Here is a 24,436-nt window from a genome sequence, read left to right on the forward strand (position 1 = left end):
ACACTTTTCCGGATCATGCTCTAGCCACGGATCAGTTCAGTGGGATGGTTCACCTTCTCGATCGTGCTGCTCTGCCTGTTCATCTCGGCGTTTTTCGCGGCGAGTGAGACGGCGCTGACCGGCGCCTCGCGCGCCAGCATGCTGCGGCTGTCGAAGCAGGGCAACACCGATGCCGGTGTGGTCTCCAAGCTGGTCAACATGCGCGAGCGCATGATCGGCGCGCTGCTGCTCGGCAACAACATCGCCAATATCGGCGCCTCGGCGCTGGCGACCGGCGTGTTCACCGCCTGGTTTGGCGACGTCGGCGTGCTCTATGCCACCGCTGTCATGACCGTGATGGTCGTGGTGTTTGCCGAGGTGCTGCCCAAGACCATCGCGATCAACGCGCCCGACCGCATCTCGCTTTTGGTCGCGCGGCCGATGCGGCTGACGATCTTCGTGCTGGGGCCGCTGCTCACCATCATCGAGACCATCGTGCTGGCGCTGATGAAGCTGCTCGGCATCAAGGTCGGGGCGCATCAGGCGGTGCTGTCGCCGACCGAACGTCTGCGCGGTGCGGTCGATCTGTTGCATCACGAGGGCAAGGTCGAGAAGCAGGATCGCGACATGCTCGGCGGGTTGCTGGATCTCAGCGAGCTGCAGGTCTCCGACGTCATGGTCCATCGCACCGAGATGACCATGGTCAACGCCGACCTGCCGCCCGAGGAACTGGTGCGCGAGGTGCTGGCGAGCGAATACACCCGCATCCCGCTGTGGCGGGAGAAGCCGGAGAACATCGTCGGCGTGCTCCACGCCAAGGACCTGCTGCGCGCGATGCGCACCAACGAGGGTGACATGTCGGCGATCGATGCCTCCGCGATCGCGCTGCCGCCCTGGTTCGTGCCGGAGATGCGTCCGGTCTCCGAACAGCTGAAGGCGTTCCGTCGCCGCAAGACCCACTTCGCCCTCGTGGTCGACGAGTATGGCGAGGTCGAAGGCATGGTGACGCTGGAGGACATCCTGGAGGAGATCGTCGGCGACATCTCCGACGAGCATGACGTCGTCGTTGCCGGCGTGCGGGCGCAGCCGGACGGCTCGGTCGTGGTCGACGGCTCGGTACCGATCCGCGATCTCAACCGCGCGATGGACTGGCGCCTGCCGGACGAGGAGGCGACCACCGTCGCCGGCCTCGTGATCCACGAGGCGCGCTCGATCCCGGAGCGCGGCCAGAGCTTCACCTTCCACGGCTTCCGCTTCCGCGTGCTCCGCCGCGAGCGCAACCGCATCACCGCGCTGCGCATCGTCGCCGTCCCGCGCGAGGCCGAGCTGGAGGAGAAGAAGCCGAAGCGGGCGGGGACGGCGTTCTAGTTCGAGTTGGCCAGTCTCCTAGCACCGTCACCCTGAGGAGCGCGCATCGCGCGCGTCTCGAAGGGTCGACGGCCCGGCCGGTGGCCGTGCATCCTTCGCGACGCCGCTTCGCGGCTCCTCCAGCGACAAAGGCGCAGCCTTTGCGCGGGGATGACGGATCAGGCAGCGCCGTGGACCTACTCGATATCGATCGAGATGCCCGACAGCTTCCAGGCGCCGTCGGAGGGGATGAAGCCGAGCTGATACTTCACCTGCTTGGGCGTGGTGTCGAAATGTCCCTTCAGCCGCAGCACGCCCTTGTCGTCGATCTTGGCGTCCTCGTCGAGAACGATCGGCTTGGCGACTACGGCGTCGAACACCGCGTGCTTGTCGACCAGATCCTTGAAGATGGTCTTGAGCTTGTCGGGCGGAAACTGGTCCCGGAACGGCTTTGAGATCTTGGCGTGGAACACGGTGAAATTGTTCGCGGCCACCGCATCGTTGAGCGAGACCAGGATGCTCTTGATCAGCACCTCCTGGACGAACGGGCTCGGCATGTCCAGCGCCGAGGCCGGGCGCATCGCGCAGATCAGGAGCAGGCCGGCGGCGGTGACGATCGACCGGAAACGTGGCCAGCAAGGGATCATCAATGGCCCCATATCATGCGTGGCGGTGCAATCCGTAGTTTCACCTGCTCACCTATGGAGCAGGTCCATCCTGTTCTCATAGAGGAAAACCACCGCTTCGTCTTGAGGCAAGCGCGAACTAGCGCGGCTTTTTCCCGGGGCCGTGGGCGTGGATCGCCAGAGCATGCACCGAGCCGGCGAGTTCCTGCGCCAGCGTCGCATTTATCATGCGATGGCGTTCGATCCGGCTCTTCCCTTCGAAGGCCGGAGACACAATATATACCCGAAAGTGCGTCTCCCCGCCTGGCCTGTGGCCGGCGTGGCCCTCATGCAGATGTGACTCATCGACGACGTCGAGGCTTTCCGGCAAGAAAGCTTCACGCAACTTGTTTATGATAGCGTCTTTGGTGCTCATGGCGGCGGAGTTAGGTTCGCGACAGCTTTTCGTCAATGGTGCAAGCGGGAAACGAGGTCCGCGCAATGTCAAGACTTGAAGATTTGTGCATTGCGTAGTCAAAGAGAACATGCCGATCGATTCATCAAAATTCTTCGACTCCATTCGCATCAAGCCGACCAAGGTCAGTGCGAAGCGCCAGGCGCAGGCCGGCGAGCAGGCCGTGACCTGCGAGTGGGCGGGTTGCCAGAACAAGGGCGCGCATCGCGCCCCGAAAGGCCGCGAGAATTCACGCGAGTATTGGCACTTCTGTCTCGACCACGTCCGTGAATACAACCAGTCCTACAATTTCTTCCAGGGTATGAATCCTGACGACGTCGCGCGCTACCAGAAGGACGCGCTGACCGGCCACCGTCCGACCTGGAAGATGGGCGCCAACAACGGCAAGAAGGGCGAGAGCGGTCTCGATGCCGCCTCCGATCCGTTCCACGTATTCTCCGAGCTCAACGGCCGCGGCCGCTGGCGCCCCGGACCGGGTGGCGCGGAGCCCAAGCCCGAGACCCGCAAGGTCATGAACGCCGAGCGCAAGGCGCTGCAGGTGATGGGGCTCGGGGCCGAGGCGACGCTCGAAGACGTCAAGTCGAAGTACAAGGCGCTGGTCAAGCAGCACCATCCCGACGCCAATGGCGGCGACCGCTCCACCGAGGATCGCCTGATCGAGATCATCAAGGCGTACAATTATCTGAAGACCGTGGTGCGCGAGGCCTGAAGTCTTGCCTCCGTCGCCCCTGCCTAGTGCGCAGTTGCGCACGGGAGCAGGGGCCCATAACCACCGGCCGTTCTCGTTTGCACAAGATGTCTACCCGATTGCCCCATTGTCGGGCCGCGGCGTATGGGTCCCTGCTTTCGCACTAGGGCATTTACACATCTCTTCGAGGCTAGAAAACCGACTCATCATCAAGGGGTTAGCTACTAGGCGAGAGCCGAAATCGGCGGGCGCAACCCTAGTGCAGATGAGTAAGTTCTCTGCGGTTTTCGGCCAACTCTTTGAGAAGACTCCGGAAAGACTGCGGAGGATATGTATATACGCTAGTGCTTTCGCAGGGACGACGGCGGAATATGTAGCTCCGCCGTCGCAAGCGTTGAAACGGTCTAGCTCTCACCCGTTCGGCACTGCCCCGACATAGGACGAACTCGGCCGGATCAGGCGCCCGGTGCGCCGCTGCTCCAGGGCGTGCGCGGTCCAGCCGGCGGCGCGCGCGGTGGCAAAGATCGGCGTGAACGCCTGCCGCGGGATTTCCAGCCCGTCGAGCAGGATCGCGGTGAAGAACTCGACATTGGTCTCGAGCGGCCGCTCCGGATTCTTTTTCCGCAGCGCCTCGCGGATGTAAGCCTCGACCTCGCCGGCAAATGGCAGGTCGGCACCACTGGCCTCGAGGCGCTCGACCGCGACCTTCAGCACGTCGGCGCGCGGGTCGCGCACGCGATAGACGCGGTGACCGAATCCCATCAGCCGTTCGCCGTGCGCCAGCGCGCCGTCGACCCAGGGCTTGATCCGCTCGCGCGTGCCGATCGCGTCCAGCATTTCGAGCACCGGCTCAGGTGCGCCGCCATGCAGCGGGCCGGTCAGCGCGCAATAGCCGCCGGTGATCGCCGCGAACAGGTCGGCCTGCGTCGAGGCGATCACCCGCGTGGTGAAGGTCGACGCATTCATGCCGTGGTCGCAGACCGTGACGAGATAGGCGTCGAGCGCGGCGACCTCGCGCGGCTCGACCTTGCGGCCCAGCAGCATCCGCAGCGTGTCGGCGGCGTGGCCGGCATTCGGGTCCGGCGCGATCGGGTCGTGTCCCTTGGCGTGCCGGACCAGGGCGCCCGCAATCACCGGGAAGGCGCCGACGATGGTCGCCTCATGCTCAAGCCCGTTCTCGCCGCGCAGGCCCGCGATCGCGGCCCGGAAGCCGTCGACGATCGACATGCCGCGCCTCGCCGGCAGCAGGTCCGGCAGGCGGGCGAAGGCGCGTTCGCGGGCGGCGCCGAGGCTGGCGCGGACATTGGCTTCACTCAGCGACTTGCCGGTAGCGCCGTTCCACAGCCGCGCCGTGACGCCCTCGAAGCTCGACTTGCCCGCGAGGTCGGCGACGTGCTCGCCGGCGATGATCAATTCGCCGCGCTCGCCGTCGACATGGCTCAACACGGTCTCGGCGGCAGGAACGCCGTCCAGACCGATCTGGCTCTTGGTGAGGTGCATATTCATGGCCTGATCTCCTTGCTTCACCCCTTCAAGGTCAGGCCTCTCGACGAGTTGATCAATCTTGATTATATAAATCAATATGAAAAAATCCGCCGAGCTTTACCTCTCCGCTCGCGAAGCCGCCGCCGAGCTCGCGATCTCGCCGGCGACCCTCTACGCCTATGTCAGCCGCGGGCTGATCCGCTCCGAGCCGTCGCTGGATTCGCGCAGCCACCGCTACCGCGCCGAGGACATCAGGGGGTTGAAGGAGCGCCGCGTGCCGTCGCCGGAGCCGCGCGGCTTCCGTAATTTCGACGCCGATCTGCCGGTGATGGATTCGGCGATCGCGACCATCACCGAGCAGGGCCCGATCTATCGCGGCGTCAACTGCGTCGAGCTCGCTGAGCGCGACACACTGGAGCACACCGCGACGTTGCTGTGGGATGTCACCGGCGTCGATCCGTTCGCACCGGACAATTGCCCGCACGTCTCGGACGAAATGCGCGCGATCGCCGAAGCCGCGCGCCGCGCCCAGCCGATCGACCGCACGGTCGCGGTGCTGGCGCTGGCGGCAAGTGCCGATCCCGGCGCCTTCACGCGCGCGCCCGACGGCCGCGCCATGGTCGGCGGCCGCATCCTGCGGCTGCTGGTCGCGACCATGCTGAACGCTACGCCATCGAACGAGCCGCTGCACGAGCAGGTGGCGCAGGTTTGGACGCCAGGCAACAAGCACGCGCCCGACCTGATCCGCCGCGCGCTGGTGCTGCTCGCCGATCACGAACTGAATGCGTCGACCTTCACCGCACGCTGCGCGGCATCGACCGGGCTCAATCTGTACGACGCTGTCATTGCGGGTCTCGTCGCGCTGAAAGGACCGATGCATGGCGGCGCCGGCGTGCTCGCCTCGCGCCTCGTCAAGACGATGCTCGATAGTGACGTTGCGCCGGTGGTCCGCGAGCGCGTCGCGCTTGGCGAGCGTTTCGCCGGCTTCGGGCACGGCGTCTACAAGAAGGGCGATCCGCGGGCGATCTCGCTGCTCGAGGCGCTGACGCGGGCCGGCGCGCCGCGGAAATTCACCAGGGAAGTGCCGGAGCGGATCGCGGAAGCGACCGGCGAATTCGTCAACATCGATTACGCGCTGGCGGTGCTGGTGCATGCGCTGCGGATGCCGGCGGGCAGCGAGCTGGCGCTGTTTGCGATGGCCCGCAGCGTCGGCTGGATCGCACATGCCAGCGAGCAGCTTCAGCTCGGCAAGTTGATCAGGCCTCGCGCGCGCTATGTCGGTCCGGCGCCCGGGCGGGCGGGAACGACCAACAGCATCTAGCGCATGATCCGGAAAAGTGGAGACCGGTTTTCCGAGAAGATCATGCGCAAGTGAAAGGAATTATTTCGCCGGCTTGGCCGGTTCGATCAGGCTGCCGCCGTGCCGGCGGCGGATGGTCCAGACGGCCAGCGCCAGGATCACGGCGCCGCCCGCGACCGCAAACATCCACAGATGCTTGCCGACATGGCCATGATGCGGCAGGCCGGCATAGTCATGCAGCGCGGTGACGGCGAGCACGCCGGGCAGCACATGCGCCGGCGCCCAGAGCAGGATCGCGGGGATGTTGACCGCGTAGAAGCGCACCGGCGGCATGTCGAGCGCGCCGGCCGTGATCGGCACGAAGGCGCGGATCGGCGGCACGAAGCGGGCGAAGAACACCGCGAGCACGCCCCAGCGGTTGAAGAAGGCCTCGCTCTGCGCGACCACGCGCGGGTAGTTGGAAAGCGGCCAGGCCGACAGGATCTCGCGCTGGCTGCGGTGGCCGATCAGGTAGGCGGTGCCGTCGCCGAGCATCGCGCCGGCGGCCGCCGCGGCGAGCACCGGCAACAGCTTTAATTCGCCGCCCGGCACCAGCGCGCTCAACGCCAGGATGATGGTCGACCCCGGCACCAGGGAGCCGACCACCGGCACCGCCTCCAGCAGGGCGGCCAGAAACAGCGTCAGATAGGCAAGCCAGGCATGGGCCGAAACGAACGCGATCAAAGGGTCAAGGAATGAAGTCACAAAATTCCCATGTGGCGGTGTTATCGATTTGAGAGCTAACAACTCCCCGCCGGGCTGAAAAGTGCCCGGCCCGGGCCGGCCGTCGTGGTGCTGCGGCAAAAGTACGGCGGGATTTGCAGGGCAGCCTTCCAAAAACCGAGTTTCGCTCCTATCTTTATGATAGAACAACGGAACTTTGATTTGCTCGCGGGCTTCTGCCAACCGTTGCTCTCTGCTAGGCTTATGCGAAGCACCCCATCCGCAGCCAAACGATTAATCTGGTTTCGGGAACGCCCGCGACCTCGGAGGATGAATGACGACCGCCGTCCAGACCAAAGCTCAGGAACCCGTCGGCTTGCCCGACATGAAGGTGTCGGTCCGGCAGGTCTTCGGGATCGATAGCGACCTGGAAGTTCCCGCCTATTCCGAAGTCGATCCGCATGTGCCGGAAGTCGACAGCGACTACCGCTTCGACCGCGCCACCACGCTCGCGATCCTCGCGGGCTTTGCCAAGAACCGCCGCGTGATGGTCACCGGCTATCACGGCACCGGCAAGTCCACCCACATCGAGCAGGTTGCGGCCCGCCTCAACTGGCCCTGCGTGCGCGTCAACCTCGACAGCCACATCAGCCGTATCGACCTCGTCGGCAAGGACGCGATCGTGGTCAAGGAAGGCAAGCAGGTCACCGAATTCCGCGACGGCATCCTGCCCTGGGCGCTGCAGCACAATATCGCGCTGGTGTTCGACGAATACGACGCCGGCCGCCCGGACGTGATGTTCGTGATTCAGCGCGTGCTGGAAGTCTCCGGCCGCCTGACGCTGCTCGACCAGAACAAGGTGATCAAGCCGCATCCGGCGTTCCGCCTGTTCTCGACCGCCAACACGGTCGGCCTCGGCGATACCTCGGGCCTCTATCACGGCACCCAGCAGATCAACCAGGGCCAGATGGACCGCTGGTCGATCGTCACCACGCTGAACTACCTCGCCCATGACGAGGAAGTGGAGATCGTGCTGGCGAAGGCGAAGCACTATCGCACCCAGGAAGGCCGCGACATCGTCAACAAGATGGTGCGGCTGGCGGATCTCACCCGCAACGCGTTCGCCAACGGCGACCTGTCGACGGTGATGAGCCCGCGCACGGTGATCACCTGGGCCGAGAACGCCGACATCTTCAGCGACATCGGCTTCGCGTTCCGCGTCACCTTCCTCAACAAGTGTGACGAGCTGGAACGGCCGCTGGTCGCCGAGTTCTACCAGCGCTGCTTCAACGTCGAGCTGCCGGAATCCTCGGTCAACGTGGCGCTCAGCTAGTCCATGCCGAAAATCTCCGTCGAGCGCACAGTCACACAGACGAAGAAAGCGGTGCTCGGCGGATTGCTCCACTACAACAACGAGAAGATGGGGAAGCAGAAGTACAAGCGCTTCGCCATCTCGCTGCGGCAAGGCGACGAGATTGTCGGCGGCATCGTCGGCGAGGTCTGGACCGCGGTGTTGTTCATCCAGTTGTTCTGGATGGAGCAGAAGTTTCGCAACAAGGGCTTTGGCGCGAAGCTGATCAAGGCGATCGAGGACGAGGCGCGGCGCTTCGGAGCGACGCGATCCTATCTGGATACGATGAGCTTCCAGGCGCCGGGCTTCTACCGCGCCAACGGATATAAAGAGTTCGGTTCGATTGAGGGGTATCCCGGCGGCGTAACGCGCCATTGGTTTACGAAATCGCTATGACAACCTCCAACATCAAATTCCGTCCCGGATCCAAGGAAGCGCCGACCGAGCCGTTCAAGCGCTCGGTGTCGGCGTGCCTGAAGGCGATCGCCAAGAAGCCGGAGCTCGAGGTCTCCTTCGCCGCCGAGCGCCCGGGGCTCGCGCCCGGCAAGGCGCGGCTGCCGGAGCCGGCGCGCAAGATGACCAAGCGCGATGCGGCGATCGTGCGCGGCCACGCCGATTCGATCGCGCTCAAGATCGCCTGTCACGATCCCAAGGTGCATCGCAAGCTGATGCCGGGTAACCCGCAGGCGCGCGGCGTGTTCGAGGCGGTCGAGCAGGCGCGCGTCGAGGCGATCGGTTCGCGGCGGATGGCGGGCGTCGCGAAGAACCTCACCGCGATGCTCGACGATCATTTCCACCGCGGCAAGTATGACGAGATCACCGATCGCGCCGACGCGCCGCTGTCGGATGCGCTGGCGATGCTGGTGCGCGAACGTCTCACCGGCATGGCGCCGCCCGCGGCCGCCAAGAAGATGGTCGATCTCTGGCGTCCGACCCTGGAGGACAAGATCGGCTCGCGGCTCGACAAGCTCAGCCGTTTCACCGAGGACCAGGCGAGGTTCGGCGACCTCGTCCATGATCTGCTGTCGGCGCTCGATCTCGGCGACGACCGCAACATGGATTCGGACGATGACGACGACCAGGACGAGAACCAGGACGGCGAGAGCGATCAGTCCGGCGCCGAGGGCTCGCCCGACTCCGATGCCGCGCAGGAGATGAGCGCCGACCAGGCGCAGACGTCAGCGGAAGAGATGAGCGAAAGCGCGATGGAGAGCGCGCAGGCCTCCACGTCTGATACGTTCGACGACGGCGAGCTCGGCGACGACGAGACGCCGGGCGAGGCGACGCGGCCGAATGCGCGCGGACAGAACGAGCCGCGCGGTCCGGAATATCACGCCTTCGCGCCGAAGTTCGACGAGGTGATCGCCGCCGAAGACCTTTGCGATCACGACGAGCTCGAGCGGCTGCGCTCCTATCTCGACAAGCAGCTCGCGCATCTGCAGGGCATCGTGGCGCGGCTCGCCAACCGCTTGCAGCGCCGGCTGATGGCGCAGCAGAACCGCGCCTGGGATTTCGATCTCGAGGAGGGCATCCTCGATCCGGCGCGGCTGTCGCGCGTCGTCACCGATCCCTATCATCCGCTGTCCTTCATGCATGAGAAGGAGGCGACCTTCCGCGACACCGTGGTGACGCTGCTGCTGGATAACTCCGGCTCGATGCGCGGCCGCCCGATCACGGTCGCCGCCACCTGCGCCGACATTCTGGCGCGCACGCTGGAGCGGTGCGGCGTCAAGGTCGAGATCCTCGGCTTCACCACGCGCGCCTGGAAGGGCGGGCAGTCGCGCGAGGCGTGGCTCGCGGCCGGCAAGCCGGCCAATCCGGGCCGCCTCAACGATCTCAGGCACATCATCTACAAGTCGGCTGACGCACCCTGGCGTCGCGCGCGGAAAAACCTCGGGCTGATGATGCGCGAAGGCCTGCTCAAGGAGAACATCGACGGCGAGGCGCTCGACTGGGCGCACAAGCGCTTGCTCGCGCGCCCCGAGCAGCGCCGCATCCTGATGATGATCTCCGACGGCGCGCCGGTCGACGACTCCACGCTGTCGGTCAATCCCGGCAACTATCTCGAGCGGCATCTGCGTCACATCATCGACGAGATCGAGACCCGCTCGCCGGTCGAGCTGATCGCGATCGGCATCGGTCACGACGTGACGCGCTACTATCGCCGCGCCGTGACCATCGTGGACGCCGAAGAGCTTGGCGGCGCCATCACCGAAAAGCTCGCCGAGCTGTTCAGCGAGACCCACGGCTCGGCGCCCGCGCCGGGCATCCGGCGCCGCCTCCACTCGTGAGACATGCGCTCGTCCCCTAGCCGCCGCCGTTTCCTCCAGGGTATGGCGGCGGGGCTGTCGGCCGCCGCATTGCCGCGTCTTGCGCAGGCGCAGAGCGCGACCCAGCCGCCGGCAACGCCGAGGCCGGCTGCGAGGCCGAGCCCCTACCGGGTCAACGAACCGGTTTCGATCGGCGTCAACGCGCGGCCGCTGCCGTCGTTCGACATCCGCGATCGCGCGCGCACGCGGTTCGGCGCGCTGGAATATCGCAGCGGTCTGATCCTGACCTCGTCGTTCTCCGGCTTCGGCGGCCTCTCCGCGCTACGGCTCGATCCCAAGGGCGAACGCTTCATCGCGGTCAGCGACCAGGGCAGCTGGTTCACCGGCCGCATCGTTTATCGTGGCCGGGAGATGGTCGGGCTCGACGACGTCGAGGCGGCACCGCTGCTCGGCGCCGACGGCAGGCCGATCACCGCGACCCGCGGTTGGTATGATTCGGAATCGCTGGCGCTCGACGGCTCGTTCGCCTATGTCGGGCTCGAGCGGGTCAACCAGGTGCTGCGCTTCGACTTCGCCAAGGGCTTTACCCGCTCGCGCGGCGAGGTGATTGCGCTGCCGGCGGCGGCGCGCAGGCTTCCCAACAACAAGGGGCTGGAGGGCCTCGTCTTCGTGCCCAAGGCCATGGGCCAGCCGCTCGCCGGCACGCTGATCGCGTTCTCGGAACGCGGGCTCGATGCGAGCGGCAATTTGATTGCCTTCCTGGTCGGCGGCAAGACGCCGGGCCAGTTCAGCGTCCGCCGCACCGAGAATTTCGACATCAGCGACGCGGTCCTGCTGCCGTCGGGCGGCCTGTTGATCCTGGAGCGGAAATTCTCCTGGTTCGGCGGCGTCGGCATCCGCATCCGCCGTCTCGCGCTGTCCGAGATCGCGCCCGGCGCCGTGGTCGATGGCCCCGCGATCTTCAATGCCGATCTCGGCAACGAGATCGACAATATGGAAGGCATCGACGCCCATGTCACGGAGGAGGGCGAGACCGTGCTGACCATGGTCTCCGACGACAATTTCTCCCTGATCCAGCGCAATCTGCTGCTGCAGTTCACGCTGGTGGACTGAGAGCGCCGGCCCGGAGGGACCCCGTCAGGACATTGCTGATCTGCGCCCCGGCCTGCGCGGCCTTCCGGACGGTTGGTGATCGGCCGTGCTGCCTCTATCTTAACCGGGCCCTCTCCCCGATCCCGGATATCCGCCGCATGAGCACCCTGTTCTCTCCGATCGAACTGCGCGACCTGAAACTCTCCAATCGCATCATGGTCTCGCCGATGTGCCAGTATTCGGCCGTCGACGGCTCCGCCAACGACTGGCACTTCACCCACATCAACATGCTGGCCCTGTCGGGCGCGGCGATGTTCTGCATCGAGGCCACCCATGTCGAGGATATCGGGCGGATCACGCCCGGCTGCCTCGGTCTTTACAACGACGCCAACGAGGCGGCGCTGAAGCCGATCCTGGCCTCGGTGCGCAAGCATTCGAAAGCGGCGGTCGCCATGCAACTCGCCCATGCCGGCCGCAAGGCGTCGAGCCAGCGCCCCTGGGAGGGCGGGCAGTTGATCCCGATTGCCGAAGGCGGCTGGCAGACGGTCGGACCATCCAACGTCCCGCACAAGGAAGGCGAGGCCGCGCCGGTGGCGCTCGACGACGCCGGCCTGACGCGCATCCGCGAGGCCTTTGTCGCGTCGGCAAAGCGCGCCGACCGGCTCGGCATCGATGCGCTCGAGCTGCACGGCGCGCATGGCTATCTGCTGCACCAGTTCCTGTCGCCGATCGCCAACAAGCGGACCGACCGCTATGGCGGCTCGCTGGAAAATCGCATGCGCTTCCCGCTCGAAGTGTTCGATGCCGTGCGCGCCGTATTCCCGGATCACAAGCCGATCGGCATGCGGGTGTCGGCGACCGACTGGGTCGAGGGCGCCTGGGACCTTGCGCAGACCATCGAGTTTGCCAAGGAGCTGAAGAAGCGCGGCGTCGACTGGATGGATGTCTCCTCCGGCGGCGTCTCGCCGTTGCAGAAGATCCCGCTCGGGCCGGGCTATCAGGTGCCGGCGGCGCTGGCGGTCAAGGAGGCGACCGGCGTTACCACGATGGCGGTCGGCCTGATCACGGAAGCGAAGCAGGCGGAGGAGATCGTCTCGTCCGGCAAGGCCGATATGGTCGCGCTCGCCCGCGGCATGCTCTACGACCCACGCTGGGGCTGGCACGCCGCCGCCGAGCTCGGCGGCGAGGTGAGCGCGCCGCCGCAATACTGGCGCTCGCAGCCCTCGACGCAGAAGGCGCTGTTCGGCAAGACCACGTTCGGGACGCGCTGACAGCGCACCTCGCTTGCGAGATCACTGCATGGCGGGCCCGAACCAGCGCGTCAGCGCGGTGTCGAGGCCCGTCGTGTCGGCGTCGTCGGCCGCCCAGGCGATGCAGGCATCCGGGCGGATCAGCAGCGAAGCGCCGCTACGTCGCGGCACGCATCGCACGAAGATATCCCAGCGTGCCGCGATCGCTGACGCGGCTCCATCAGTCGCATCGACCAGCACGGCCCTGCCGTCCTCCATCTGATCGAACAGGGTTGTTTCCGCGCCGTCGTCGCCGAGAGCAAAATTGCCGGAGAGCCGGCCGATCGAGGGATGGTCGCTGCCGAGATCGTAACGGATCCTGACGCCGCTGATCATTTCGCCGAAATAGCGGGTGCCCTCGTCAAGGCTCATCAGGTCAGCAACGATCTCGCGCAAGGCGTCCGTCATGACATCAGGCCGCATCAAGGCGACCTGGGCGCGGGTGTTGGCGAGCACCCTTGCCGCGATCGGATGCCGCTCTTCGGTGTAGCTGTCGAGCAGGCTTTCGGGCATGCGATCGCACACGACTGCCGCAAGTTTCCAGCCGAGATTGACCGCATCGAGCAGGCCGAGATTGAGGCCTTGTCCGCCGAATGGCGAGTGCACATGCGCCGCATCGCCCGCCAAGAGGACGCGGCCCCTGCGATAGCTGTCGGCCTGCCGCGCATTGTCGGTGAAGCGCGTCGCGGTCTTGACGGCGGTGACGCGAACGTCGGCCCCGCTGATCCGGCGCAGGGTGGTCTCGATCTCCTCGCGCGTGACCGGCGCGCTGCGATCGGCCGGCGGCCCATCGAATTCGGCCAGGAACACCCGGCCAGGAATCGGTCCATACGCCATCATGCCGACCGGCGTCCGTCGCCAGCCGACCGGCAGAAGCCGATCCGGATGATCGAGATCGACGATGGCCTGGTGTCCCGTGAGGGTCGGTTCGGTGCCGGGGAATGCGAAGCCCGCGCGCTTGCGCACGGCGCTGCGTCCGCCGTCGCAGCCGACCAGATAGGCCGCGTGCAGCGTGGCATCGCCGGACGCGTCCTTAGTTTGCACCACGACGCCGTCGCCGCTATCCTCGAAATCGATCAACTCGCAGCCGCGCCTGATCTCGATGCCGAGCGCGTGGGCGCGCTCGGCAAGCATGCTTTCCAGGGCTTGCTGGTTCACCCCGCGCAACCGCCGGTCCGGCTCGCGCTGACGCGTCTGGTCGATCAGGAAAATGCCCGAGAAGTGACCGCCGAATTTCTTGAACGGCAGGTCGCTCGCATCGCCCGAGCCCTTCATGAGCCTGGACATGCTGTCCGCCATGCTGCGTTCGACCGCATTCATCGCGTCGCCGAGGCCGCGGCGCTCCAGAGCCTCGCCTGCCAGCGCGCCGATCGCGCCGGCCTTGATGGTCTGGTCGGGCTCGGTCAGCCGCTCGATCACGATCACGTCGGCGCCGCCCAGGGTCAGTTCGATCGCCAGCAGCAGTCCGGTCGGCCCGGCACCGACCACAACCACATCGGTTCGTTCACGCGTCACGCCGTCACCATAAAATTATACTCAGTATACTATTTACTATGGTACAAATTCCCGCATGTCAAATCAGGGCGGATTGCGCGAGCGGAAGAAGGAGGCGACGCGCCAGGCGATCTCGGATGTCGCCACCGAGCTGTTCCTGGAACGCGGCTTCGACAATGTTTCGGTGGCCGAAGTCGCCGAGGCCGCCGAGGTCTCCCGGATGACTGTGTTCAATTACTTTCCACGCAAGGAAGACCTGTTCTTCGACCGTGAAGAGGAAAGCCGGCAGATGCTGCGGGCCGGCTTTGCCGAGCGGCCGGCGGGCGAGGCGCCGATCGCAACCCTCCGCAAGCTGGTGCACAGCCTGGCGGATCGCGTGCATCCGTTCGCGAAATTCACCGACGCGACGGCGAAATTCTGGCGCACCGTCGCCGAAAGCCCGGCGCTCTCGGCGCGGGCGCGCGAGATGCGTGACGAACTGGTCGATGATCTCGCGAGCGTGCTGGCGGCAGCCATCAAGCGCCCGCTCGCCGATGCCGATGCCCGGCTCGCCGCGTCGATGGTGGTCACGGCGCTGACCGTCGCCTATGCGGAAGGGCTTCGCGAGCACAAGGCCCGCAGGTCGGCTGCGACGTCACGCGAGACCTTCCTGCGGATCATGGAGCGAAGCTTTTCCGGTATCGCGATCATGCTGAAGGATACGCCCTACGCATAGATCCGGGCCGAGCTGATGCGACAGGGCCATTGTTCTGCCGCAGCCCGGGCAGGTACTCTCGAAGCGCGTGCGCAAGACACGCATCGAACAAAGAGAGGAAACCCATGGAACTCGGATACTTCGCGATGCCGTCGCATCCGCCGGAGTGCGGATTGAAGGAGGGCCACGACTGGGACCTGCAGGTGCTGCGCTGGCTCGACGAGCTCGGCTATCAGGAAGCCTGGATCGGCGAGCACCACACCGCACCCTGGGAGCCGCATCCGTCGCCTGATCTGTTGATCGCGCAGGCGCTGCTGCAGACCAAGAACATCCGCATCGGGCCCGGCGGCTTCCTGCTGCCGTATCATCACCCGGCCGAGCTCGCCAACCGCGTCGCGATGCTTGATCACCTCTCGAACGGGCGGCTCAACTTCGGCGTCGCGGCCTCCGGGCTGCCGAGCGACTGGGCGATGTTCAATGTCGACGGCATGTCAGGACAGAACCGCGACATGACCCGCGAGGCGCTCGAGATCATTTTGAAGATGTGGACCGAGCCGGCTCCCTGGACCCACAAGGGCAAGTTCTGGACCGTGACCAAGCCGGACACGATGTTCGATTTCCTCAAGCCGCATATCAAGCCTCAGCAAGCGCCGCATCCGCCGATCGGCGTCGCGGGGCTCTCCAAGAATTCGGACACGCTGAAGCTCGCCGGCGAGCGCGGCTTCATTCCGATGAGCCTCAACCTCAACCCGGCCTATGTCGGCAGCCACTGGGACTCGGTGGAGGCGGGCGCGGCCAAGACCGGCCGCACGCCGAGCCGCAAGGATTGGCGAATGGTGCGCGAGGTATTCGTCGCCGACACTGATGAAGAAGCATGGAAGCTGTCGACCGGCGACATGATGGGCCGGATGATGGGCGAGTACTTCCTGCCGCTGCTCGGCCACTTTGGTTTCAAGGATTACCTGAAGGCCTCGCCCGACGTGCCGGACAGCGACGTCACGGTCGAATATTGCGCGCGCAACAACTGGATCGTCGGCTCGCCCGCGACGGTCACCGAGAAGATCGAGCAGATCTACCAGGAGGTCGGCGGATTCGGCGTGCTCCTGGTGTTCGGCTTCGACTACAAGCACAAGCCGGAAGCCTGGCACAATTCGCTGCGGCTCCTGAAGCAAGAGGTGCTGCCGCGGCTGAAGCATCTCGACGCCTCGGTCGGCCGCGCGGCGTAGGTTTGGCGGAGAGGATAACAAGGGGCAGCGGTAACGCTGCCCCGTGTTCACGACGGATCGCCGGCGTCAGGTGGTGCCGAGCCAGAACCGCGTTTCGGTTTCCGCCCAGCCCTTGCCGATGCGGTTGCTCAGCCAGGTGTCGCTGCGCTTCAGACCCTTGTCCTTCTGGCCCTCCGGCGTGTTGCGCCAGGCCTGCCAGCGATACTGTCCGTAGATGCTGACGATGCGCGCGGCATAGGTCAGCGCCAGCTGCGAATCGCCCCTGATGATGACGAGGTTGTCGTCGTTCTTGGTGCTGGCGCGGTCGGAGAAATTGTGCGAGCCGGTCATGACCACCGGGTTCTTGCCGGCCGGATCCAGCACGATCACCTTGCTGTGCACGGCGATCATGAATTTGCCGGTGTTCTTGATCTCGTGCTCCCACCAGTCCGCGGTCTTGTCGATGCCGGCGGGCCGGATCACGTCGGCGATCTGCTTGCCCTTGAAGACCTGCTGCTGTCCGTCGCCGGCCAGGAGCTGCAGCTGATCCTTCGGGCTGTCCTTGCCCTGCGCCGGGAAATTGTTGAGCACCCCGCGCACATAGAGCTTCTTGTCCTGCGCCTTCTCCAGGATCGGGCCGAGCAGGCCCTTGTTGCCGGGATTGAGCATCAGGCACACCGCGCCATGCTCGGTGTCCTCGATCATCTTGGTGGCTTCCTTGAGGTCGCCGCTCCTGGTGGTGGGCGTGAACCAGACGCTGAGCTTCGACTTGCCGATGGTGAAGGGCCATTCGTGATCGCCGGCCACGGCCAGCGCCTTCGGCGACTTGCTGCCGTCGGCGTAGATCGCTTTCCAATGGTCATGATAGGCCGCCGCGACCTTGTCGTCGGTGATCTCGAGCCCGTTGTTGTTCTGGGTGCACAGTCCGGTCCGGGTCCAGTTGGTGCTGCCGGTCCAGACCACCTTCGGCTTCTGCGCGCCGTCGCAGAACACCGCGAACTTGTTGTGAGCGTAACGGCTCGGCGCGATCTTGCGGCGGACGATGTCGACGCCGGCCTTCTTCAGCACGCCGGCGTTCTTCTCGGTGTCCTTGGCGGTGGCGTCGGACTTGCCGGTGCTGTTGCCGAGCACGACGTGCGCCTTGCCTTTCATTGCGGTCAGCGCGGCGATCAGCTCAGGGTCGTTGAGCTCGTAGAGCGCGAGATAGACGTCGCGCTTGCTCTTCTTGGCATCGGCCAACAGCGCCAGCATGCGGGCGCCGAGCTGGCCCTTGAGGAAGTCGCGGATCTTGTTGCCCTTGGTCGAGATAGCCTTCTCCAGGGTTTGCGCCGGCTTCTTGTCCTTGCCGATCGCGCGCGACAGCCATTGCGCCGAGATCGTGCCGCGGTTGAACCACGGCTTGAGCGGGCCCGACGGCATGGCCGAGACGTATTCGGTCCATGTCGCTGGCGCACTGTAGGCGGGCTTCACCTTGGCGGCGCCGTCCTTGAGAACCGGAACGACGCCATAGCGGACCGGCGCGTCAATCGGCGCCAGGAAATCGGTCCAGTTCGTCTTCTGCACCGGCCATTCGGTGCTCGGCCGATGTTCGCCCGGCTTGTGATCCTGCGCCTGGTCCTCGAACCCGACCCAGGTGTCGACCACGGTTGCACTTTTGCCCTGCTGCTGACGATACAGCGCAAAGCCGAGGCAGTCCGGGATCATTGCCGCGACCTCCCAGACCACGAAGATGCCGTCGGTGGTCGGGAACGCCTGAATTGTGGAAATCATGGTGATGCCTCCAAATCCCTGATGAGAACTTTCCGGTCGACATGAACCTGGCGCGTCAACGTCGCCCGGCGATCCCTGAAGTCGCGTCGGATCGTTCCGGGCGTCGGGGCAGCTGATCTAGCAAGGAGAGTATGCCAGACAATCTACAACCTGATCTGTCGGCAGGATCACAGATCGGTCACGCCGTGCGCACCCGTTGGGCCGCGATGCTGTGGGCCCGATCGCGGCTCCCTACAGCAGCCGCACCGTGACCTTCGCCTTGCCCTTATGGTCGCCGTAGAACCATCCGCAGATCCAGGGCAGGCCGATGACGGCCTGGTTGACGTAGAGGAAGATCTCGCCGCTGCGATCGGCGGTGAACCTCGCCTTGTAGACCTGCGGGTCGGTGTTCGACACCGGCAGGGGGTCGAGGAAATACTCGTCGACGCCGGTCTCTCCGACCCGTGCGATCAGCCTGAACCACGGCCGGAACAGGATCCGCCGCAGGAAGATCGCAAAATAGCCGCGCAACTGCTTTGTGCCTTCGATGGTCGAGGTCCGGTATCCGATCGGCGTCACCGCGCGGCCGGCGTCCTCCCATGGCTCCGACATCGTGATCGCGATCTCGTACTTGAATCCCGTGCGCACCTTGAGACCGGTCGGCGCACAGATGGCGCCGGTGTCGAAGTCGGCGGCATCCTGCGGGATGCCCTTGTCGACGGCGACAAGCTTGTCCGTTGCAGTGCCCTTGCAGAATGCCCCCGTCGAATCGGCGAGATTGAACAGGAAGTGGCTGACCAGCGTCGCGCTGAACCAGACCAGCAGGGCCGTGAGCAGGAAAGGGACGACATGCCGCTTTCCGACATTGAGAATCCACTGATAGACCGCGCTGGTACGGAATCGATAGATCGCATCGTGCATGAACCCGGAGAGCGGCACAGGCTTCGCGCGGTCACGCCAGATGATCCGCATCCTGTCCCGAATCGTGGCGCTGAGCGAACTGCCTGCACCCATCAGCACGATGACAGCGAGGATGCCGCCGGCGAACCATTCCGGGTTGCCGGCGTACCAATCGGTCCACCAATGAAAGGAATCGGGCAGAAACGATTGAACGAAGCGCACCAGCTCAGAGATCATCCTGACAGGTGAGCTGAATTCGTGCTCCTTGTGCTGGTTATGGAACAGCCAGAACGCGGCCAGATGCAGCGACGCCGCCAGCGTGGCGAAGTAGGCGATCCGCCGCATCCAGACGTAGTTCCACAGCTTCTCCTGCGCGGCATAGCGCGCCGGTGCGCCCGCAGGCGTCTCAAACGTATTGGCGCCGAGCGGGGTGACCTGGCCGCTGCGCGAGACGACCACGTAGTTCGGCGGAAGTCCGATCGGGGCATAGGCATTGGCGCCGCTGTCGATCCGCTCGAACACGCTCTCGTGGATCTTCGGCATCGGCACGCTGACGCCGGCATAGGGATCGTTGCAGAGGTCGGCGACCTTGCGCGGACCGTACCGGTAGTACGCGCCGAGGCCGGCCCGGGAATCGTAGAGGCGCCCATCCTTGTCCTCGGAGGACTTGATTGACTTGATCGCGTCAGGGTCGGCGATCGGTGCGCTCTTGAATGCGAGGCCGCGCTTGACGGCTTCGTCGACCAGCCAGGCCAGCGGCACGAAGGCGACGGCGTCGTCCGGATAGCCGCCGCCGACATTGGCATGCATTCCGACGAACCAGACCTGGACGAGGCGCTCGCCATCGATGCTGGTCGGCACCGCCGGCGCGGGCTGTCCCGGCTCTTGCTCGGTCCAGAGCACCGGATGAAAGGTCGTGCGCTCGTCGTCAAGCGCCAGCGCGTGTCGCGCGCACTTGACCTTCGGGCTGAGAATCCGGTTCGGCAGTTCGAGCGGCCACACCCAGTTGGAGATGCCGCGCGTCATCTCGTCGATCGGCAGGCCATAGGCCGCGACGGTGTCCCAGATGCCGATGAACTCGATCGCTGGCACCGGCTTCCGCGCGATCCTTGCATACGGCTTGTTGCCTCGAAGGCGATCCCACAGCGGCACAAGAACATAGTCGCGCAGCGCGCGGAACAGCACCTCGATGCGCCAGATCGAGTGGTAGCCCTCGGCCCGGTATGCGCGATAGGCCTTCACCGCGCCGTCGTGGAGCTCGGATTCGGTGTCCGCGACGATCAGGCCCTGATCGAGGATGAGTGCGGCGAGCGTGCGCACGGTGAACGCGCCGCGGCTGAATCCGAACAGGTAGACCTTCGAATCTTTCGCGTGGTCGTAGTTCCGGCAGATGAACTTGTAGGCGTCGAGGATGTTGCGCTTGAGGCCGTAGCCGAAGGCGCCGCCGAGGATTGCCAGCGGAATGAATTTCGACGTGCCGACGCCGTCATCATACTTGGCGGCCTGCGTATTGCCCTGCAAATCGAGCGACTGGAAGATTCGCCAGACATTGGTGCGCCAGACGCTGGAAGCGGCGTTGCCGGTGCCATCGGACAGAATAATGATCTTCGGACTCGGCATTGAAAGACGCTCGCTGAAACGAATGAAGCGGATGGCGCAGCGTAGCAGGGACCGGATCGTTTGCTACCTTTGATCGCTCTTTAATCATTCCATGCCGCGATAGGTGTGAACTAGCGCACAAAGCGTCACGTGGTCGCGGCCATGTGAGAGGTGACCGCTTTCGCGCTGCTGCGAAAAGGCCTAGCCTGATAGCGGCGCAATTCATTGATGAGGCACAGCCATGCGCAGCCACGTCAGAAAATTTGCCCATGTCCTTGAGCGCTTCGGCCTTGCTTTGGCGGGAGCTGCAAGCGGTCTGTTTGTCGCCATCCATGTCGGCTCGAGCGTCTCGGCGCTGACCTCGCAGGCGTTCCTGCTCATCATGATGCTGGGCGGCGCGATCGGCTTCTATCTCGGCATCGATACGCCCCCCAAGCTGTTCCATCCGAAGGATACGGCCTCGATGCGCAAGATCGACGCGGCGGAGCTGCTCGGCGCGATCGGGACCTTCCTCGCGACAATGGTTGCGTTCTTCTCGGTTGGCGTCGTCGTGCTGCGCAGCGAGCCGGACATCGGCTGGACCGCGGCCATCATGGCGGGCTGGGTGCTCGGCGTTGCCATGCAGATCGTCGGCGGCACGATCGCGCGGGCGCGCGCTTGAAGCGTCGGAGTGGCGTTGGACGAGGCTGGTTTGCTGGCTCGGGATCGGTCGTGTTGCAGGGGGGATGGTCTGAACGCAAGTCCTGTGTCGGCCGTCACCCGCTACGCCGGGACACCGCAAAGGCCTACGCCAAGCCGGATCAGCTGCTACTCCGCCTCCCTCATCGGTTCGCGACCTTGGCGGGGTCCTTGACCGCCTTGAACGTCTCCTGCTCGACGCTGTAGAGCTCGCCGCCGACCTTCTCGACCTTGCGAATGTAGATGTCGTGGACGACCTCGCGCGTCTTCGGGTCGATCGACATCGGGCCGCGCGGGCTTTCCCAGGCCATGCCCTTCATGGCTTCGACCAGCGCATCGCCATTGGTCTTGCCGCCGGTCACCTTCAGCGCCTCGTAGATCAGATGCATGCCGTCATAGGCGCTGACGCTGATGAAGTTCGGTCGAACATTCGCGTTGGCCTTGCGGAACGCCGCGACATAGTCGCGGTTCAGGTCGGATGGATGCGCGGCGGAGTAGAACCCCGCCGTGATCATGCCGATCATCGCATCGCTCATGCCCGGCAGGTCCTCGTCGTCAGCGATGTCGCCGGGGCCGATCAGCTTGATCCCGCTCTTGTCGAGCCCGCGCTCGACAAACTGCTTGGCCAGGATACCGGCCTGGCTTGTCGGGACAAAAATGAACAGGGTGTCGGGATTGCCATCCCGCGCGCGCTGCAGGAACGGCGCGAAATCGGGGTTGGCCAGCGGCACTTTCAGCGCTTCGACAATCGTTCCGCCGGCCACGGTGAAGCTCGCCGAAAATACGCCGGCGGCTTCGCGCCCGGGTGCCCAGTCGGACGCTATGATGGTGGCCCGTTTCGATCCGTTCCGCGCCGCCCAATCCGCCAGCACGCTGGCCTGCTGCGCGTGCGTCCAGCTGGTGCGCACGAAGTAAGGCGACCGTTCGGTCACGATCGAGGTGCCCGATACCATGACGACGGTTGCCGTCTTGCTTTCATTGGCCAGCGGCGCGAGCGCCAGCACGCTCGGCGTTAGCCCGCCGCCGAGGATCGCCACCTCGTCGTTGACGATCAGCTCCTGCGCAATGCGCTTGGCATTGTCGGGCACGCTGGCATCGTCCCGGACGATCAATTCGATCTTGCGGCCGGCGACCATGTCACCGTGCTGCGCCATGTAGAGCCGCGCCCCGGCGACCGCCTGCTTGCCGACCGGCCCCAGAACGCCGGTCAATGGCATCACCAGCCCGACCCTTACGACGTCCTGCGCCTGGGTGGGTCCCGGTCGCACCGCCGCAAGCGCCAGAACGGCCCCGACCAACATGGCAAACCGGGTACTCGACATGGCCAACCTCCCGCGAGCCCGGAGATGATGCCGGGCCGGTTCGCGACTATCGGCTTCGCGCCAGGGAAGTCCTGATGAAGAAGTGACAGAACGGCGAATTTCCTGCTAAATTTTCCCGATTGGTGCCGTCTGTGGGCATGGAGTGACCTCTATGGACCCGGCGACTGATTCCGTTTTGATATTTGATTCCTTTGAGCTTGATCTCGCCCGCGGCGTAGCCCGCGTGGATGGCGTCGATCTCGATCTCAGGCCGAAATCATTCGCGGTGCTCGGCTATCTCGCCGGCAATGCCGGGCGGCTGGCATCCAAGCAGGATCTGCACGAGGCGGTCTGGGGCAACGTCGCGGTTTCCGACGACTCGCTCGTCCAGTGCATCCGCGAGCTGCGCCTGAAGCTGCGCGATGATGACCACCGCATCATCAAGACGGTGTCTCGCCGCGGTTATCGCCTCGACGCCAGGCCGGTGCCGCCGCCGCAGGATCATGGATCGCAGAACATCTCGCGCCGAACGTCCGCTCCCCGCGGCATCGCGGCACGCTTGGCCGCACTTCCCCGATGGTTGCTGATCGCCGGCCTGTCGGTGATCGCCTTCGCATCATTCGCATCCGCGCCGCCGATCGCCAACGGGATGTGGCATCCTCTGGCCGAATTGGCGCACTGGCTTGTGCCGCAGGATCACGGCATCGTGCCGGAGCAGGATGTCGAGCGGATCACCGCGCTGGCCGCCGAGAAGCAGCTGCCGCTTCCCGCCTATCGCGTTCGCGCGCCGGCAAGTGACGTACCGGACAATATCCGCCGCTTTCTCGGCGTGTGGGTGAGCGCCGAGGGATGGATCAATTCGCACCGCCAATTCATGATGATCGTCACCAATGTCGATCGGGATGGTGTCGCGACCGGCTATCTCGTGAACGGTCCGGCGATGCCGCACAGCCGTGTACCCGGGCCCGGCTTTTCCGGCGGCTTCACCGGATATGTCCTCGACGACGTCTTGCGCTATGACGGCAATACCGGACTGCACTCCGCCTCCATCACCGCGGATGGACGGATCGAGTTCAAGCTCGTCTTCCGCGAGGGAGGTACGGGTGTCGTGTTCCTCGAACCGCTCTGGACCCTTGCCCATCCAGGCCGCATTGCACGCAGTCAAACCTGATCGAGGCGCGCCCGGTGTGATTACGTGCGACGCGAAACACCGAGCCCCGCCAGATGCGTGTCGACGAACTGCGCGAGCCGCTCGCGCAGCATCTCGGGCGGGACCGCGACCATGCGCTCCTCGAGGCCGAGCGAGATAATGCCGTGGACCGCGGAGAACATCGTCCGCGACAGCAGCGCGACGTCGCCGGGATCACGATCGGGCAGCAGCCGGAGCAGCGGCGCATGCATCAGCGCGAACGCATCCATCACCATCGTGAGGATGTCTTCCGGAAACGGCCGGTCGTCCTCCATCCGGTGCTCGAACAGCGAGCGCAGCAGATTGGCGTGCTCGGTGGCGAAGCCGAGATAGGCGTCGGCAAGTCCGTGCAGCTGGTGCAGGGGATCGTCGGCCGGGACCGCCTTGAGGCGTGTGGTCAGGGCGTGAACGGTCTCCCGGTTCACGGTCAGGATCAACCCGTCGAAGTCGCCGAACTCATTATAGACACTGCCGATGGAGCAGCCGGCGGCCTCGGCGACATCGCGAACCTTGAGTGATCTCAAGCCTTTAGTGGCGATTGACCGACGCGCGATCTCGATCAGCAGGGCCCGCCGCTGAAGTTTTTTTCGGTCTCGTCGCGATTCTTCTTGAACAATGTTCATTTTCGTACTACTAATTTGAGCGTTGCTCAAATTGGCATAGGAGGCCACTCAGATGCAGACCCTAGCACTTCAATCGACCACCACCCTTGTCGATGACGCGATCGAGCTCGTGAAGGGCTTCGGCCGCGCCGTCCTCAATCTGGCGACCGCGCCGATCGAGCGGATCGCCCGCGCCTGCGACGTCGCAGGCGTCCTGGAGCAGCGGCGCGCGGATCGGCGCGCGCCGCGCCAGGCGGCTGCGAGCGGAGGCCGCTGCAAGCCGCGCAACTGCCGATGGTCACCGTTCGGCGGCTTGAGTGAACTGACCTGAAGCGGGCCCCCGGCAATTGTCGGCGAAACCTCAACAAAGCGCTCACCATGTCCTCTGCGAGCCCATCCGGCGTCGGTCAACCCCAGGTCTGGATAAGGTCTCGTACATCTC

General features: G+C 65.1%; 22 protein-coding genes. 13 read left to right on the forward strand and 9 right to left on the reverse strand.

From position 1 onward, the window contains the following. Window positions 1-39: 39 nt before the first annotated feature. Window positions 40-1,347, forward strand: coding sequence for an HlyC/CorC family transporter (locus tag J2R78_RS18725; protein ID WP_253606072.1), 1,308 nt, complete (start codon window positions 40-42; stop codon window positions 1,345-1,347). 176 nt (window positions 1,348-1,523) lie between these two features. Here J2R78_RS18725 and J2R78_RS18730 read toward each other — a convergent pair whose 3' ends face one another. Both J2R78_RS18730 and J2R78_RS18735 read right to left on the reverse strand, forming a co-directional pair. Beyond that, window positions 1,524-1,973, reverse strand: coding sequence for a hypothetical protein (locus tag J2R78_RS18730; RefSeq protein ID WP_057015542.1), 450 nt, complete (start codon window positions 1,971-1,973; stop codon window positions 1,524-1,526). 118 nt (window positions 1,974-2,091) lie between these two features. After that, window positions 2,092-2,367: a BolA family transcriptional regulator gene (locus J2R78_RS18735; RefSeq protein WP_253606074.1), complete on the reverse strand. Its 276-nt coding sequence runs from the start codon at window positions 2,365-2,367 to the stop codon at window positions 2,092-2,094. A gap of 109 nt (window positions 2,368-2,476) precedes the next feature. Between J2R78_RS18735 and J2R78_RS18740 the strand changes: the two genes are divergently transcribed. Further along, window positions 2,477-3,115, forward strand: a complete 639-nt coding sequence (locus tag J2R78_RS18740; RefSeq protein WP_028338207.1) for a J domain-containing protein — start codon at window positions 2,477-2,479, stop codon at window positions 3,113-3,115. 390 nt (window positions 3,116-3,505) lie between these two features. Here the strand turns inward: J2R78_RS18740 and J2R78_RS18745 are convergent, their stop codons facing one another. Further along, window positions 3,506-4,600 carry a citrate synthase/methylcitrate synthase gene (locus J2R78_RS18745; RefSeq protein ID WP_253606076.1) on the reverse strand — a complete coding sequence of 365 codons (1,095 nt, stop codon included), beginning with the start codon at window positions 4,598-4,600 and terminating at the stop codon, window positions 3,506-3,508. 76 nt (window positions 4,601-4,676) lie between these two features. On the opposite strand from J2R78_RS18745, the gene J2R78_RS18750 reads away from it, so the two are divergent. After that, window positions 4,677-5,900, forward strand: coding sequence for a citrate synthase family protein (locus tag J2R78_RS18750; RefSeq protein WP_253606078.1), 1,224 nt, complete (start codon window positions 4,677-4,679; stop codon window positions 5,898-5,900). 60 nt (window positions 5,901-5,960) lie between these two features. On the opposite strand, the gene J2R78_RS18755 is transcribed toward J2R78_RS18750, so the two are convergent. Then, window positions 5,961-6,623, reverse strand: a complete 663-nt coding sequence (locus tag J2R78_RS18755) for a DedA family protein (protein ID WP_225646908.1) — start codon at window positions 6,621-6,623, stop codon at window positions 5,961-5,963. Between the two features lie 292 nt (window positions 6,624-6,915). Between J2R78_RS18755 and cobS the strand changes: the two genes are divergently transcribed. The 5 genes from cobS (at window position 6,916) to J2R78_RS18780 (ending at window position 12,565) form a co-directional block, all read left to right on the forward strand. Next, entirely contained in the window at window positions 6,916-7,914 is a 999-nt protein-coding gene (cobS, locus tag J2R78_RS18760; protein ID WP_057015539.1) for a cobaltochelatase subunit CobS, read from the forward strand. Between the two features lie 3 nt (window positions 7,915-7,917). After that, window positions 7,918-8,328, forward strand: coding sequence for a GNAT family N-acetyltransferase (locus J2R78_RS18765; RefSeq protein WP_028343272.1), 411 nt, complete (start codon window positions 7,918-7,920; stop codon window positions 8,326-8,328). After that, a complete protein-coding gene (cobT, locus tag J2R78_RS18770; RefSeq protein ID WP_028343273.1) occupies window positions 8,325-10,223 on the forward strand; it encodes a cobaltochelatase subunit CobT in 1,899 nt (632 codons plus the stop codon). The genes J2R78_RS18765 and cobT overlap by 4 nt, the downstream gene beginning before the upstream one ends. Window positions 10,224-10,226: 3 nt before the next feature. Beyond that, entirely contained in the window at window positions 10,227-11,315 is a 1,089-nt protein-coding gene (locus J2R78_RS18775; RefSeq protein WP_253606080.1) for an esterase-like activity of phytase family protein, read from the forward strand. 137 nt (window positions 11,316-11,452) lie between these two features. Continuing rightward, complete coding sequence (locus J2R78_RS18780; RefSeq protein WP_253606082.1) at window positions 11,453-12,565, forward strand: NADH:flavin oxidoreductase/NADH oxidase; 1,113 nt, start codon at window positions 11,453-11,455, stop codon at window positions 12,563-12,565. 21 nt (window positions 12,566-12,586) lie between these two features. On the opposite strand, the gene J2R78_RS18785 is transcribed toward J2R78_RS18780, so the two are convergent. Next, window positions 12,587-14,098, reverse strand: a complete 1,512-nt coding sequence (locus tag J2R78_RS18785; RefSeq protein WP_253606083.1) for an FAD-dependent monooxygenase — start codon at window positions 14,096-14,098, stop codon at window positions 12,587-12,589. Window positions 14,099-14,153: 55 nt separating this feature from the next. Between J2R78_RS18785 and J2R78_RS18790 the strand changes: the two genes are divergently transcribed. Continuing rightward, a complete protein-coding gene (locus J2R78_RS18790) occupies window positions 14,154-14,792 on the forward strand; it encodes a TetR/AcrR family transcriptional regulator (protein ID WP_253606085.1) in 639 nt (212 codons plus the stop codon). 104 nt (window positions 14,793-14,896) lie between these two features. Continuing rightward, window positions 14,897-15,997, forward strand: a complete 1,101-nt coding sequence (locus J2R78_RS18795; RefSeq protein ID WP_057015535.1) for an LLM class flavin-dependent oxidoreductase — start codon at window positions 14,897-14,899, stop codon at window positions 15,995-15,997. A gap of 66 nt (window positions 15,998-16,063) precedes the next feature. On the opposite strand, the gene J2R78_RS18800 is transcribed toward J2R78_RS18795, so the two are convergent. After that, the gene (locus tag J2R78_RS18800) at window positions 16,064-17,746 is read right to left on the reverse strand and encodes a phospholipase D-like domain-containing protein (RefSeq protein ID WP_253606087.1); all 1,683 of its coding nucleotides are present in this window, start codon (window positions 17,744-17,746) and stop codon (window positions 16,064-16,066) included. A 231-nt stretch (window positions 17,747-17,977) separates the two neighbouring features. After that, on the reverse strand, window positions 17,978-20,245 hold the full coding sequence (locus tag J2R78_RS18805; protein WP_253606089.1) for a DUF2235 domain-containing protein: 2,268 nt from the start codon (window positions 20,243-20,245) through the stop codon (window positions 17,978-17,980). Between the two features lie 220 nt (window positions 20,246-20,465). On the opposite strand from J2R78_RS18805, the gene J2R78_RS18810 reads away from it, so the two are divergent. Further along, window positions 20,466-20,885 (forward strand): hypothetical protein, encoded by a 420-nt coding sequence (locus tag J2R78_RS18810; protein ID WP_028343281.1) that lies wholly within the window; start codon window positions 20,466-20,468, stop codon window positions 20,883-20,885. A 160-nt stretch (window positions 20,886-21,045) separates the two neighbouring features. Here the strand turns inward: J2R78_RS18810 and J2R78_RS18815 are convergent, their stop codons facing one another. After that, window positions 21,046-22,224 (reverse strand): ABC transporter substrate-binding protein, encoded by a 1,179-nt coding sequence (locus J2R78_RS18815; RefSeq protein ID WP_309145002.1) that lies wholly within the window; start codon window positions 22,222-22,224, stop codon window positions 21,046-21,048. Between the two features lie 151 nt (window positions 22,225-22,375). Here J2R78_RS18815 and J2R78_RS18820 point away from each other — a divergent pair, with 151 nt between their 5' ends. Next, window positions 22,376-23,374, forward strand: coding sequence for a winged helix-turn-helix domain-containing protein (locus J2R78_RS18820; protein ID WP_253606091.1), 999 nt, complete (start codon window positions 22,376-22,378; stop codon window positions 23,372-23,374). Window positions 23,375-23,394: 20 nt separating this feature from the next. Here J2R78_RS18820 and J2R78_RS18825 read toward each other — a convergent pair whose 3' ends face one another. Further along, complete coding sequence (locus tag J2R78_RS18825; protein WP_253609854.1) at window positions 23,395-24,015, reverse strand: TetR/AcrR family transcriptional regulator; 621 nt, start codon at window positions 24,013-24,015, stop codon at window positions 23,395-23,397. Between the two features lie 52 nt (window positions 24,016-24,067). On the opposite strand from J2R78_RS18825, the gene J2R78_RS18830 reads away from it, so the two are divergent. Further along, window positions 24,068-24,325 (forward strand): hypothetical protein, encoded by a 258-nt coding sequence (locus J2R78_RS18830; RefSeq protein WP_253606093.1) that lies wholly within the window; start codon window positions 24,068-24,070, stop codon window positions 24,323-24,325. The last annotated feature ends 111 nt before the right edge of the window (window positions 24,326-24,436 follow it).

It is taken from the genome of Bradyrhizobium sp. USDA 4538 (genome assembly GCF_024171045.1).
In the GTDB taxonomy this organism is placed as follows: Bacteria; Pseudomonadota; Alphaproteobacteria; order Rhizobiales; family Xanthobacteraceae; genus Bradyrhizobium; species Bradyrhizobium australafricanum.

Excerpts from the sequence above, each read along its gene's own strand:
- cobT (WP_028343273.1), top strand. The coding sequence starts at position 8,325 with ATGACAACCTCCAACATCAAATTCCGTCCCGGATCCAAGGAAGCGCCG.
- J2R78_RS18800 (WP_253606087.1), bottom strand. The coding sequence starts at position 17,746 with ATGATTTCCACAATTCAGGCGTTCCCGACCACCGACGGCATCTTCGTG.
- J2R78_RS18745 (WP_253606076.1), bottom strand. The coding sequence starts at position 4,600 with ATGAATATGCACCTCACCAAGAGCCAGATCGGTCTGGACGGCGTTCCT.
- J2R78_RS18750 (WP_253606078.1), top strand. The coding sequence starts at position 4,677 with ATGAAAAAATCCGCCGAGCTTTACCTCTCCGCTCGCGAAGCCGCCGCC.
- J2R78_RS18815 (WP_309145002.1), bottom strand. The coding sequence starts at position 22,224 with ATGTCGAGTACCCGGTTTGCCATGTTGGTCGGGGCCGTTCTGGCGCTT.
- J2R78_RS18810 (WP_028343281.1), top strand. The coding sequence starts at position 20,466 with ATGCGCAGCCACGTCAGAAAATTTGCCCATGTCCTTGAGCGCTTCGGC.
- J2R78_RS18775 (WP_253606080.1), top strand. The coding sequence starts at position 10,227 with ATGCGCTCGTCCCCTAGCCGCCGCCGTTTCCTCCAGGGTATGGCGGCG.
- J2R78_RS18795 (WP_057015535.1), top strand. The coding sequence starts at position 14,897 with ATGGAACTCGGATACTTCGCGATGCCGTCGCATCCGCCGGAGTGCGGA.
- J2R78_RS18740 (WP_028338207.1), top strand. The coding sequence starts at position 2,477 with ATGCCGATCGATTCATCAAAATTCTTCGACTCCATTCGCATCAAGCCG.
- J2R78_RS18820 (WP_253606091.1), top strand. The coding sequence starts at position 22,376 with ATGGACCCGGCGACTGATTCCGTTTTGATATTTGATTCCTTTGAGCTT.
- J2R78_RS18790 (WP_253606085.1), top strand. The coding sequence starts at position 14,154 with ATGTCAAATCAGGGCGGATTGCGCGAGCGGAAGAAGGAGGCGACGCGC.
- J2R78_RS18765 (WP_028343272.1), top strand. The coding sequence starts at position 7,918 with ATGCCGAAAATCTCCGTCGAGCGCACAGTCACACAGACGAAGAAAGCG.
- J2R78_RS18735 (WP_253606074.1), bottom strand. The coding sequence starts at position 2,367 with ATGAGCACCAAAGACGCTATCATAAACAAGTTGCGTGAAGCTTTCTTG.
- J2R78_RS18780 (WP_253606082.1), top strand. The coding sequence starts at position 11,453 with ATGAGCACCCTGTTCTCTCCGATCGAACTGCGCGACCTGAAACTCTCC.
- J2R78_RS18805 (WP_253606089.1), bottom strand. The coding sequence starts at position 20,245 with ATGCCGAGTCCGAAGATCATTATTCTGTCCGATGGCACCGGCAACGCC.
- J2R78_RS18730 (WP_057015542.1), bottom strand. The coding sequence starts at position 1,973 with ATGATCCCTTGCTGGCCACGTTTCCGGTCGATCGTCACCGCCGCCGGC.
- J2R78_RS18825 (WP_253609854.1), bottom strand. The coding sequence starts at position 24,015 with ATGAACATTGTTCAAGAAGAATCGCGACGAGACCGAAAAAAACTTCAG.
- cobS (WP_057015539.1), top strand. The coding sequence starts at position 6,916 with ATGACGACCGCCGTCCAGACCAAAGCTCAGGAACCCGTCGGCTTGCCC.
- J2R78_RS18830 (WP_253606093.1), top strand. The coding sequence starts at position 24,068 with ATGCAGACCCTAGCACTTCAATCGACCACCACCCTTGTCGATGACGCG.